This window comes from Dyella sp. SG562, from assembly GCF_011759495.1.
In the GTDB taxonomy this organism is placed as follows: Bacteria; Pseudomonadota; Gammaproteobacteria; order Xanthomonadales; family Rhodanobacteraceae; genus Dyella_D; species Dyella_D marensis.
The window spans coordinates 1-13,037 of the sequence record NZ_JAAOYS010000017.1 but is presented as its reverse complement, the minus strand read 5'-3'; the positions used below and the strand labels follow the sequence as shown (position 1 = coordinate 13,037).

Here is a 13,037-nt window from a genome sequence, read left to right as displayed (position 1 = left end):
CTTCTCCCCGGAGGGGCGAAGGGCTCCATGTACTTACTCTTCCATCAACTTGTGCACAACCTCAGCCAACGCCTCCCGCAACAACTCCGTATCCAGCTTCGGATCCCTCGCCGCACGCACCGCCAGCCCCTCGACCAGCAGCATCAATGCCAGCGAACGCCGCTCGCTGATCGCCGGCGACATGCCGATGCCGCCTTCCTCCGCGGGCTTCTCCAGCCATTGGCGAAACTCGGTGCAGGCCAGCTCGTCCGCGTGATGGATCGCGGTGGCCACCTGCTTGTCGCGGGTGGCCTCCGCGCTGGTTTCCAGGAACAACGCGGCATTCATGATGCGCATGTCCGGACGTGGCCGGCTCCATTCCACGAAGCATTCCATCAGCGCGTCGACCGGATCGGTCGAGGCGCCGAGCGCGCGGATGTCCTCCAGCTCCATCTCGCTCTGGCGCTCGATGATGGCCAGCACGATCGAGCTCTTGTTCGGGAAGTAGCGGTAGATCAGGCCGGCGCTCATCGCCGCCGCTTCGGCGATGTTCGCCATGCTGGCGGCATGGAAGCCGTATTTCACGAAGCAGTGCTGCGCCGCGGCCAGGATGCGCTCGCGCTGTTCGCGCGCGCGCGGGCTCAAGGGGGTTTCGTCGTTCTTGTCGTCGCGGCTCATGGGGTACCGGGGATAGGGCTGCGCTCGTTCCAGCCGCCGCCCAGCACTTTATACAAAGTGACCCGGTTGGTCTGCTCGGCCAGCCGCGTCGCGATCAGCTGCTGCTGCGCGGCGTACAGCGCACGCTGCGCATCCAGCGCCACCAGGTAGCTGTCCTTGCCGGCCTTGTAGCGCGCCCGCGACAGCTCGTCCGCCCGCGCCGCCGCGCCCACCAGCGCCTCCTGCGCCTGGCGCTGCCCGGCCAGGGTGGAAGTAAGCGCCAGCGCGTCGGCCACTTCGCGGAAGCCGGCCTGGATGGCCTTCTCGTATTGCGCCAGCGCGATCTGCTGATCGGCCTTGGCGCCGGCCAGCTGCGCGCGCAGGCGGCCGCCCTGGAAGATCGGCAGGCTGATCTGCGGCGCGAAGCTCCACACGCGGGTGCCGCTGTCGAACAGATTGTTGAGCTGTCCGCTGGCCGTGCCCACGCTGCCGGTCAGCAGGATGGACGGGAAGAACGCCGCGCGCGCCGCGCCGATATCGGCATTGGCCGCGCGCAGCAGATGTTCCGACTGCAGGATGTCCGGGCGGCGCAGCAGTACATCCGAGGGCAACTCCGCCGGCAGCGCGCCGAGCATGGTGGCGTCGTCGCCCAGGCCGGCGGGCAGCAGCGCTTCGTCCAGCGCGCCGCCCGCCAGCAGGCGCAGCGCATTGATGTCCTGCGCCACCTGGCCGGTGTAGCGCGCCATGTCGGCGCGCGCGGTTTCGACCGTGGTCTGCGCCTGGCTGACATCCAGGCTCGAGGCCGCGCCGAGCGCATGGCGTTGTTCAGTCAATTGGAATGAAGCCTCCTGCGTGTCGCGCGTGGCCTGCGCCACCTTCAGCGACTCGCGGTCCGCCGCCAGCGTCAGCCAGGCATTGGCCACTTCGGCGATCAGGCTCAGCTGCGCGCTGCGGCTGGCCTCGCCTTCGGCCAGGTAGCGCTCCAGCGCGCCGGTGCTCAGCGAGGCGACGCGGCCGAACAGGTCCAGCTCGAACTGGGTAGTGCCCAGTTCGGCGCGGTATTGCTGGGTGATCGGCTGCGGCTGGTTGATGTCGCGGCTGCGCTGCAGCAACGCGGTGGCGGCGATCGACGGCAGGCGGTCCGCGCGCTGGATGCGGTACTGCGCGCGCGCCTTCTCCACGTTGAGCACGGCCACGCGCAGATCGCGGTTGTTGTGCAGCGCCCGTTCGATCAGCGCGGACAGGCGCGGATCGACATAGAACTGGCGCCAGCCGATATCCGCGGTGCGGCCCTGGCTGCCGGCCGGAGCCGAAGCGTCGGGCGCCACGCTGTTCTCGGGCAACGGCCAGCTTGCCGGAACATCCGGCTGCGCGGCCGGCACCTTCGGCGCCAGGCTTACGCAGCCGCTCAGGCCCAAGGCGAGCGTGACCGCACAACTCAAAATGAAAGACTTATTCATGCGAGGTATCTCCGGCGACGGCCACGCCGCCCACGGCGCGCTTGCGCCGCCCGAACAGCCGCTGCACCAGCACGAAGAACAGCGGCACGAAGAACAGGCCCAGCGCCGTACCGGCGACCATGCCGCCCAGCACGCCGGTGCCGATCGCGCGCTGCGCGCCGGAACCGGCGCCGTTGGCCAGCGCCAGCGGCAGCACGCCCAGGCCGAAGGCCAGCGAGGTCATCAGGATCGGCCGCAGGCGCGTGCGCACCGCCAGCAAGGTGGCGTCGAGCAGGGCCATGCCCTTCTCCACGTTCTCCTTGGCGAACTCCACGATCAGGATCGCGTTCTTGCTCGACAGGCCCACCGTGGTGAGCATCGCCACCTGGAAGTACACGTCGCGATCCAGCCCGCGGAAGTACGCCGCCAGCACCGTGCCCAGAATGCCCAGCGGCGCCACCAGCAGCACCGAGGTGGGAATCGACCAGCTCTCGTACAGCGCGGCCAGGCACAGGAACACCACCAGCACCGACAGCGTGTACAGCATCGGCGCCTGCGCACCGGCCTCGCGCTCCTGGTACGACTGCCCGGTCCATTCCAGGCCGACGCCGGCCGGCAGCCTGGCCACCAGTTTTTCCACTTCGGCCATGGCGTCGCCCGAGCTCACGCCCGGCGCGGCTTCGCCATTGATCTGCATGGCGGACACGCCGTTGTAGCGTTCCAGGCGGGGCGAACCGAAATCCCAGCGCGTGCTGGCGAAGGCGCGGAACGGCACCATCGCGCCGGCGGCATTGCGCACCGACCACTTCTCGAAATCCTCCGGCGCCATGCGGAACGGCGCATCGGCCTGCACGAACACACGCTTGACGCGGCCGCGGTCCATGAAGTCGTCGATGTACTGGCCGCCCCAGGCCATGGTCAGCGTGTCGTTGAGATCGCCGATCGACAGGCCCTGCGCCGCGGCCTTCCTGTAGTCCACGTCGATGCGGAACTGCGGCGTGTCGTCCTGGCCGTTGGCGCGCACATTGGCCAGCAGCTTGCTCTGCGCGGCTTCCTGCAGGAACTGGTTGCGCGCCGCCACCAGCGCTTCGTGGCCCAGGCCGGCGTTGTCCTTCAGATAGAAATCGAAGCCCGCCGAATTGCCCAGCTCCGGCACCGCCGGCGGCGCGAAGGCGAAGGCCAGCGCGTCCTTGTATTGGCTGAAGGCGCCCATGGCATTGCCGGCCACCGCATTGAGGCTGGCGGCTTCGCCATGGCGCTCGCTCCAGTCCTTCAGCTGCACGAAGGCCATGCCGGCGTTCTGGCCGTTGCCGGCGAAGCTGAAGCCGAGCACGGAGAACACCGAGTCCACCGCCGGGTCGGCCATGAAATGCTGCTCGATGCGGCCCATCACGCGCGCCGTGCGTTCGGTGGTGGCGCCCACCGGCGCCTGCACCATGGTGAACAGAAAGCCCTGGTCCTCCATCGGCAGGAACGAGGTGGGCAGGCGCAGGAACACCACCACCATCGCCGCGCTCATCGCCACGAACACCAGCAGGAAGCGCCGGCCGCGCGCGATGATCGCGCCCACCACGCCCTGGTACTTGCGCGTGCCCTGGTCGAAGCGGCGGTTGAACCAGCCGAAGAAGCCGCGATCGGAGGCGTGATGGCCCTTGGCGATCGGCTTCAGCAAGGTGGCGCACAGCGCCGGCGTCAGCACGATCGCCACCAGCACCGACAAGGCCATCGACGACACGATGGTCACCGAGAACTGCCGGTAGATCACGCCGGTGGAACCGCTCAGGAAAGCCATCGGCACGAACACCGCCGACAGCACCAGGGCGATGCCCACCAGCGCGCCGGTGATCTGCGACATCGACTTGCGCGTGGCTTCCAGCGGCGACAGCCCCTCCTCGCTCATCACGCGCTCGACGTTCTCCACCACCACGATGGCGTCGTCCACCAGCAGGCCGATCGCCAGCACCATGGCGAACATGGTGAGCATGTTGATCGAATAACCCATCGCCGCGAGCACGCCGAAGGTGCCCAGCAGCACCACCGGCACCGCGATGGTCGGGATCAGCGTGGCGCGGAAGTTCTGCAGGAACAGGTACATCACCAGGAACACCAGCACGATCGCTTCGAGCAGGGTCTTGATCACGCCTTCGATCGACACGCGCACGAACGGCGTGGTGTCGAACGCGATCACCGACTTCACGCCGCGCGGGAACGAGGGCTCCATCTGCTTGAGCGCGGCCTTCACACGCTCGGCCGTGGCCAGCGCGTTGGCGCCGGAGGTGAGCGAGACGGCGATGCCGGTGGCGGACTTGCCGTTGTACTTGCTGGCCGAGCCGTAGTCCTGCAGGCCCAGCTCCACGCGCGCGACGTCGCCCAGGGTCAGCACCGAGCCGTCGGTATTGCTGCGGATCACGATCTGGCGGAACTGCTCCGGCGTCTGCAGGCGCTGCTGCGCGATCACCGAGGCGTTGATCTGCTGGCCCTTCACCGCGGGGTTGCCGCCGATCTGGCCCACCGCCACCTGCTGGTTCTGCGCGCGCAGCGCGGCCACCACTTCGGGCGGCGTCAGCTTGTAGGTGTCGAGCTTGTTCGGGTCCAGCCAGATGCGCATGGCGTACTTGGAACCGAACACTTCGATATTGCCCACGCCGGCGACGCGGCTGAGCGGGTCGACCAGATGGGCATTGACGAAGTCGGAGATGTCTTCGCCGTCCAGGCGGCCATCCTCGGACACGAAGCCCACCACCATCAGGAAGCCGGAGCTGGACTTCACCACGTTGATGCCCTGCTGCTGCACGATCTGCGGCAGCAGCGGCGTGGCCAGCTGCAGCTTGTTCTGCACCTGCACCTGGGCGATGTCCGGGTTGGTGCCGTTCTCGAAGGTGAGCGTGACCTGCACCGCGCCGTCGGAATCGCTGGTGGCGGACATGTACAGCAGGCCGTCCAGGCCCTTCATGTTCTGCTCGATGATCTGCGTCACCGAGTCTTCCGCCGCCTGCGCCGACGCGCCGGGATAGTTGGCGTTGATGGTGACCTGCGGCGGCGCGATCACCGGGTATTGCGATACCGGCAGGCGCAGCAGCGACAGCGTGCCGGCCAGCATCACGATGATGGCGATCACCCAGGCGAAGATGGGGCGATCGATAAAAAAGCGTGCCATGGGTATGAGTCCTCAGTGCGCCGCGGCGGCCGCGTGTCCGCCGGCGGCGGCAGCGGCTGCGCCGGCTTCGCTGGCGTGCACGGGCGTGCCGGGCTGGATCGTCTGCAGGCCTTCGACGATCACCTTGTCGCCGGCGGCCAGGCCGCCTTCGACCAGCCACTGGTCGCCGACGGTGCGGCCGACCTGCACTTCGCGCAGTTCCGCCTTGCCGTCCTTGCCGACGACCATGGCGGTGGCGCCGCCCTTGGGATCGCGCGAAATACCCGCCTGCGGCACCAGCAGCCCGCGCGGATTGCTGCCCTTGTCGAGCACCGCGCGCACGTACATGCCCGGCAGCAGCACGCCTTCCGGATTGGGCACGATCACGCGCAGCGCGAAGCTGCCGGTGGTGGGGTCGACGCTGACGTCGGCGAACTGCAGCTTGCCGTCGTGCGCGTAGGTGCTGCCGTCTTCGAGCAGGATCTTCACCGGCGTGCCGCCGGCTTCCTTCAGCGAGCCGGCGGCGATGCGCTTGCGCAGATCGAGCAGCTCGCCGCTGGACTGGGTGACGTCGATAAAGATCGGGTCCATCTGCTGCACGCGCGCCATCGGCTCGGCCTGGTTGGCGGTGACCAGCGCGCCCGGCGTCACCGCGGACTTGCCGATGCGCCCGGTGATCGGCGACACGATGCGCGCGAAGGCCAGGTTCACGCCGGTGCTTTCCACCTGCGCCTGGCCGGCGGCGACGTCGGCCTCGGCCTGGCGCCAGGTCGCGGTGGCGGTTTCGTCGTCCTGCTTGCTCACCGCGTCGATGCGCGCCAGCTCGCTGGTGCGCCTGGCGTTGAGCTGCGCCGAATACAGCGCGGCCTTCGCTTTCGCCAGCGTGGCCTTGGCGTTGTTGTTTTCCGCGCGATACACCGCGTCATCCAGCTGGTACAGCGGCTGGCCCGCCTTCACCAGCGCGCCTTCCTCGAACAGGCGCTGCTTGACGATGCCGTTCACCTGCGGCCGCACTTCGGCGATCTGGAACGCACTGGTGCGCCCCGGCAGTTCGCGCGTGACGGTGACCGCCTGCGGCTTGAGCGTCACCACCGTGACTTCGGCGGGACCGCCCTGCTGCGGCGCCGCCTGCTGGCCCTTGCAGGCGGCCAGGGTAAGGACGGAAGCGGCCAGGGCCGTCAGGGCCAGGCCGCGCAAGAAAATGCGATTTGAAGACATGAGAGACCTCGGTCCCTGCCGATGGGGAGGGGCGGCAGAACAAGAGTGAACGATCATTCTCATTATTGAACCGAAATGACAGCTCGGTCAACTGGACTAACGGCACGGGGGTAAAATGGCCGTAGACGGGCGCAGGTCTTTTCCGAACATGGCCCGAGCATGGAGGGAAGCGGCACCGGCTGCGTGCCGCTTTCTGCTCAAAACGGGTTTACCGCTCTCGCGCGCCGCGGGCAATTTCTTGCGAATAGATGGCGACACCCGGCCCCCAGGCCTCGCTGAAATAGCGCGCCGGCGCAGGTTGGGGTGAGCCGCAGGCGAACCCCAAGGTCGGGTGCATCGGATGGCTGGAGTTTGCCTTCGGCTCACCCCAACCTACGTGGGGCGAGCCTGCAGCTTGGCTCAGAACGTGTACCGCAGCGTCGCCTGCACCGACCACCGCGACTGCGCGCGGTCGTCTTCCAGCACATAGCCGCCGCTGTTGAAGTTGCCGTTCTTGTCGGTGGGCAGCGCATACACGTACTTGCCGGTCGCCGGATCGACACCCGCGAAGTTGGCAAGGCTGCGCATGTACGGATAGCCCACGTCGCGCACCTGGCCCCAGCGCTTGTTCACCATGTTCAGCACGTTGAACAGGTCCAGCCGCAGCTCGCCCTTGTTGCCCTTGAACAGGCCGGGGATCTCCTGGCGGAAGGCCAGATCCAGCTCGTTCACCCATGGCGAGTGCGCGCCGTTGCGGCCCGCCACCTTGCCCTGGTGGTCGCGCAGGTAGTCGTCGCGCTGAATGAACGCATAGAACTGGTCGATCGCCTGCTGCGGCGTGCCCTTCTGGAACTGCACCTCGCCCGGACGCGGGATATACATCAGCCCCGGCGGCGCCGAGAGGCCGGCCGGCTTGATGCCGCTGACGTCGTTGCCGAACACCCAGCTGTACGGCTGACCGGTATGGCCGTCGTAGAACGCGCTGATGCTGGTGGTGTAGTCGCCGAAGAAACGGTGCTGCCAGGTCAGCGAGGCGATCACGCGGCGCGCGATCTCGAAGTTGCTGTGGCTGGCCTTGTCCGCGTTCGGCTGATACACCGCGTCGTTCGCCCAGGTGCTGGCGGCCACTTTCTCGTTGCCGGAGCTGACGTCGGTGGAGCGGCCGAACACCACGCCCAGCGAGCCGGACCAGTCGGAGTCGGCGGTGAACGGGCGGGTGAGCTTCAGCGTCAGGTAATCGGCCGAGCCGTTGCGCGTATTGCTCAGATAGATGACGTTGCCGAAGCGCTGGTCGCGGTTGGCGCGCGCCACCGCGCAGCTGCGGTCGACAGTGGCGCACAGCGACTGGCCGGAGGGGCTCTTGCCGGTGACCAGGAAGGCGTTCGGGTCGGTGGTGTTCCAGTAGCTCAGGCGGCCGTCCGGCAGGGCGCCGTTGGCGCGGCCGAGGTTGAGGTCCTGGAAGTACACGCCGTCGCGCGTGGACAGATGCTCCACCTCGGCGGTGAACACCGTGTTCCACCACGGCAGCTGGCGATCGAAGCCCAGGCTGGCCTTCCACACCGAGGGCATGCGGAAGCGGGCATCGGTCACGTCCACTTCCGGCGAACCGCCCTTGCGCGCGCCGGCCGGAATCAGCGGGTTGTTCGGATCGGCCGAGAAGCCCACGCCATTGGAGGCCGAGTAGCTGGTGAGCGACACGCCGTTATTGGTGTACGGGTTGGACAGCCACACGCCCGGAGGCGCGCCTTCGGACAAGCCCACGCCGCCGCGCAGCTGCATCGCGCGCTCGCCGTCGAAGCTGTAGTTGAAGGAGATGCGCGGCTCGAACAGGCCGTTGCCGTCGAAGCTGGCATTGTTCGGCGTGCCCGGATAAGCGGCATTGAACACCGGATTGGCCAGCGGCGTGCTGCTCACCTTGGGCAGGTCGTAGCGGAAGCCGTACTGCAACGACAGGTTGCCGATCTGCCAGGTGTCCTGCGCGAAGAAGCCCCACTGGTTGAGTGTCCAGCGCGCGGCGATGCTCTGCAGGTTGCCGTCGGTGGGCCGGAACACGGAGTACTGGAACCAGTTGCCGGCCGCGAAGGCGTCGATGCTGGGGAAGGTGTACGCGCCGAACTCGGTGCGGCCGAACAGGTTGTAGAACTTGTCGCGCTGGAAGTCGAAGCCCACCTTCACGCTGTGGTCGCCCAGCGCCCAGGTGCCGGCGAAGAAGGTGTTGAGGCTCTTGATGTTGAGGATGTTGTAGTGGCGGAACTCTTCCTCGCCCAGGTACACGCTCGGGCCGGTGATGGTGCTGCCGCTGATGTTGCCATTGGTGAACACGCGCACCTGCGGCTGCTGCGCGAACGGCACCGGCGTGGCGTCATAGGTGGTGTAGGACACCGCCGCCTCGGTGGAGAAGCTGTCGGTCCAGGCGTCGTAAGCATTGAGCACGTACTGCTTGCTCTGGCGGTGCTTGGTGAACCAGTAGCTGGAAAGGCTCAGGCTCGGCGTGGTGGACGAGGTGCTGTAGCCGTTGAGGTTGGGCTGGGTGCTCTTGACGCGGTCGAAGCGGAAGCTCACGCGGTGGCCGTCGGCGATGTTCCAGTCCAGCTTGAACAGCGCGCGCTTCTCGTCCTGGTCGGCGCCGGCGGCATTGACCACGCCGGGCTTCATGCCGAGCTGGCTGGCGATCTGGCTGATGCGGTCGATGTCGGCCTGGGCGATCGGCACGATGTTGCCCTTGCCCGAGCCCTGCGGCCCGAAGTTCGGCGCGGCGGCGATGGTCTTGGATTCCTCGACGTTGGCAAAGAAGAACAGCTTGTCCTTGATGATCGGGCCGCCGAAGGTGGCGCCGCCGGTCCACTGGCGCTTGTAGCCGGTGAACGGGTTGCCGGCGCGGTCCTTGCCCACCCAGCCGTCCGCGTTGCGGTAGGCGTAATAGGCCGAGCCGTGGAAATCGTTGGTGCCGCTCTTGGTGACGATATTGATCGCCGCGCCCACCGCGCGCTTGTTGGCCACGTCGTAGTTGGCGGTGGAGATGTTGTATTCCTCGATCGCGTCCAGCGCCACCGGCTGGTTGAGCGCCGGCAGGCCGTTGTCTTCCAGGCCGAACGAGTCGTTGGTCGGCACCGCGTCGATGCTGATGTTGTTGTAGCGGCTGTTCTGGCCGAGCGCGGAGATCTCGCCCTTGCTCTTGTTGGTCACCGTGATCATCGGGTCCATCCGCGCGATGTCCTGGATCGAGCGGTTGGGAATCGGCAGCACCTTCAGCTCGCGCTGCGAGACATGGGTGCTGATGCCCTTGGCGTCCGGCTGGAAGATCTGCGCCATCGCCACCGCCGAGCTGTCGGCGCTGACCTGCACACCCTGCAGGTTGGTGGCATTGGCCGCGGCGGCGCCCAGGCTCAGGTCCAGCGTGGTCTCCTGCGCCAGCTGCAGGTACACGCCGTCCTTCTCGGCGGAAGCCTGGCCGTCCTTGCTCACCGTGACGTCGAACGGACCGCCGACGCGCAGGCCCTGTGCCTTGTAGCGGCCGTCGGCATCGGTGCTCACCACCTGGGTGGTACCGGAGGGCACGTGCACGATCTGCACGCGCGCGCCGGCCACGGGCTGGCCGGCCGCGTCGAGCGCGCGGCCGCTGAGCGAGGAGGAGGTGTTCTGCGCGAAGGCCGGAGCGGCCAGCAGCGAGGCAATGAGCAGCGGCAACAGCCGCGCGCGCGGACTGACGTTCATGTCGTTCCTTTTCCCTTTGTTCGGCGGACGGGCCGCCCCCAGAAAGCCGCCCAAAACGGGTGGCGAAAGCGCCGAAGGTTAGAGGGGGTTTGTGACGCGGAGGTGATGTGTGCGTCACAGAGTGCGGGGTGCAAAGCCCCTCTCCCTCTGAGAGAGGGGTTGGGGTGAGGGTACGGGCGGAGCGCAAGAGTGATGTGCTCCGCTCCGGCCGAACCCTCATCCGGCTGCCGCCACCTTCTCTCCCACGGGGACTACCTTCGGGTCGCCGGAGGGAGAGGGGTTTCACCTTGAATGTCGAGGAATACCGCGGCGTCGGTGGTGCCACGACGCTGAGCCCCTCTCCCTCCGGGAGAGGGGTTGGGGTGAGGGTACGGGCGGAGCGCAAGAGTGATGTGCACCGCTCCGGCCGAACCCTCATCCGGCTGCCGCCACCTTCTCCCGGAGGGAGAAGGGTTCCACCTTGAGTGTCGAGGAATACCGCGGCGTCGGTGGTGCCACGACGCTGAGCCCCTCTCCCTCCGGCGACCCGCAGGTAGTCCCCGTGGGAGAGAGGGGTTGGGGTGAGGGTACGGGCGGAGCGCAAGGGTGAAGTGCACCGCTCCGGCCGAACCCTCATCCGGCTGCCGCCACCTTCTCTCCCACGGGGACTACCTTCGGGTCGCCGGAGGGAGAAGGACTTCAGCTTGAAAGTTATGGTAACCACCAGCCCTAGCCGATGTGGCCGAATTCCGGCCGCGCGCCGCCCCATGCGATGCTACGCGCCACGCGATACCGCGCCTTACGGGAAGCCGTCGCCTTGTCCTTCCTGCGCCTCTACCTGCGCGTGCTCGGCCTGCTGGCGCCGGAGCGCAAGCTGGCCATATCGCTGGCGCTGGCCAATCTCGCGCTGGCCGGCGTGTTCTTCCTGGAGCCGGTGCTGTTCGGCCGGGTGGTCGATGCGCTGGCCGCGCCTTCAGCCAAAAGCGCGCCGCGCCTGATCGCCTGGTGGGCCGTGGTCGGCTTCGGCGGCGTGCTGGCCGGCGTGTGGGTGTCGCTGCATGCGGACCGCCTCGCGCACCGCCGCCGCCTCGCGGCGATCGCGCTGTTCTTCGAGCATGCGGCGGCGCTCTCGCTGGGTTTCCACAGCGAGCACCACACCGGCCGCCTCGCGCGCATCATGAACAACGGCGTGGGCAATCTGTTCGGCCTGTGGCTGGGCTTCTTCCGCGAGCAGCTGGCCACCTTGCTGGCGATCGTGGTGATGATCCCGCTGGCGCTGTGGATGAACTGGAAACTGGCGCTGCTGATGGTGGCGCTGATGCTGAGCTTCGCCACCTTCAACGCGGTGGCGGTGCGCCGCACGCACCGCGCGCAAGGTGAAGTGGAGGAACTGCACCACGAGATCGCCACCCGCGCCGGCGACGTGTTCGGCAACGTGACGGTGGTACAGAGCTTCACCCGCCTGGCCGCCGAATCGGCTGCTTTGAAAGACATGATGCGCCGCGTGCTGGATGCGCAGTATCCGGTGCTGCGCGGCTGGGCCATCCTGTCGGTGCTCAACCGCGCGGCGAGCACGCTCACCATCGTGGCGATCTTCGCGCTGGGCAGCGCGCTGCATGCGCGCGGCGAGGTGACGGTGGGCGGCATCGTCAGCTTCGTGGGTTTCTCGATGATGCTGATCGGCCGCCTGGAGCAGCTGGCGAATTTCATTTCCGGCCTGTTCTTCCAGAGCCAGTCGCTGCGCGATTACTTCGCCGTGCTGGACGAACGCCCCGGCGTGGTCGACGCCATCGGCGCGAAGGACCTGCCCGCGGTGCGCGGCGAAGTAGCATTCGAACACGTGAGCTTCGGCTACGACCCCGTACAGCCCGCGCTGCACGACCTGAGCTTCCGCGCCGAACCCGGCACCACTATTGCCCTGGTCGGCCCCACCGGCGCCGGCAAGACCACCGCACTCAGCCTGCTGTACCGCGCCTACGACCCCAGCGGCGGCCGCATCACCATCGACGGCCACGACATCCGCGACATCACCCTGGAATCCCTGCGCTGGAACGTAGGCGTGGTATTCCAGGACCCCGGCATGTTCTACCGCTCCATCCTGGACAACCTGCGCGTAGGCAAACCCGACGCCGACCACGCCGAAATCGAGGCCGCCGTAGTTGCCGCGGAAGCAGCCGCATTCATCGCACGCAAACCCGAAGGCTACGAAACAATGGTGGCCGAACGCGGCCGCTCACTGTCCGGCGGCGAACGCCAGCGCCTTGCTATCGCACGAGCGATGCTGAAGAACGCACCGATCCTTGTGCTGGACGAAGCAACCAGCGCCCTGGACAACACCACCGAAGCCCGCATCCAGAAAGCACTCGACGCACTGACCCGCGGCCGCACCACCTTCGTCATCGCCCACCGCCTTTCCACAGTGCGCAACGCCGATCTGATTCTGGTACTGGATCAGGGAAGATTGGTCGAGCAGGGCCGTTTCGACGAACTGATCCGGCGCGGCGGCCTGTTCGCGCGGCTGGCTGAGGAGGGAAAGTTTGCGCCGGATGCGGAAGAGGTGAAGTAGCGCCCGATGCGGCGTTACCGCGAGCCCCGGCCCCTCACCCTGCCCTCTCCCCGGAGGGGAGAGGGGTGATGGCGTGAGGTAAGCAGGAACGAAGAGCAAAGGCTGGCGCCAGTCCTTGAACATCCTCTTCGCCACGGCACGTTGAAGCACCCGCTACGTAAACGCACTGTGGTTTCGTGTAGACCCAGGTTAATCAGGTTACCGCAGCCGCCCACCGCTCCTTCTAGTCGCGTCGCGAGCCTTGGCTCTCAGGCCATTTCTTTTGGGTTACTTTTTCTTTGGGCCGGCGGTTTCAACGGGTCAATGCAACACCCATAGTGTTGATGACCGGGAGAGGCGATGAGCAAGGCAGGATCGACCGCAAGGCGGC

Annotated in this window: 6 protein-coding genes; 1 reads left to right on the top strand and 5 read right to left on the bottom strand. The window is 67.3% G+C overall.

The features are described 5' to 3' along the window. Positions 1-33: 33 nt before the first annotated feature. From FHW84_RS21630 to FHW84_RS21610, 5 genes are all read right to left on the bottom strand, one after another. Complete coding sequence (locus FHW84_RS21630) at positions 34-657, bottom strand: TetR/AcrR family transcriptional regulator (protein ID WP_167258306.1); 624 nt, start codon at positions 655-657, stop codon at positions 34-36. Continuing rightward, the gene (locus FHW84_RS21625; protein WP_167258304.1) at positions 654-2,096 is read right to left on the bottom strand and encodes an efflux transporter outer membrane subunit; all 1,443 of its coding nucleotides are present in this window, start codon (positions 2,094-2,096) and stop codon (positions 654-656) included. The genes FHW84_RS21630 and FHW84_RS21625 overlap by 4 nt, the downstream gene beginning before the upstream one ends. Continuing rightward, positions 2,089-5,232 (bottom strand): efflux RND transporter permease subunit, encoded by a 3,144-nt coding sequence (locus tag FHW84_RS21620; RefSeq protein WP_167258302.1) that lies wholly within the window; start codon positions 5,230-5,232, stop codon positions 2,089-2,091. Before FHW84_RS21620 ends, FHW84_RS21625 begins: the two co-directional genes overlap by 8 nt. Positions 5,233-5,244: 12 nt before the next feature. After that, positions 5,245-6,429, bottom strand: a complete 1,185-nt coding sequence (locus FHW84_RS21615) for an efflux RND transporter periplasmic adaptor subunit (RefSeq protein WP_167258300.1) — start codon at positions 6,427-6,429, stop codon at positions 5,245-5,247. 399 nt (positions 6,430-6,828) lie between these two features. Then, positions 6,829-10,122, bottom strand: a complete 3,294-nt coding sequence (locus FHW84_RS21610) for a TonB-dependent receptor (RefSeq protein WP_167258298.1) — start codon at positions 10,120-10,122, stop codon at positions 6,829-6,831. A 796-nt stretch (positions 10,123-10,918) separates the two neighbouring features. Here FHW84_RS21610 and FHW84_RS21605 point away from each other — a divergent pair. Continuing rightward, a complete protein-coding gene (locus tag FHW84_RS21605) occupies positions 10,919-12,667 on the top strand; it encodes a glucan ABC transporter ATP-binding protein/ permease (protein WP_167258296.1) in 1,749 nt (582 codons plus the stop codon). Positions 12,668-13,037 lie beyond the last annotated feature (370 nt).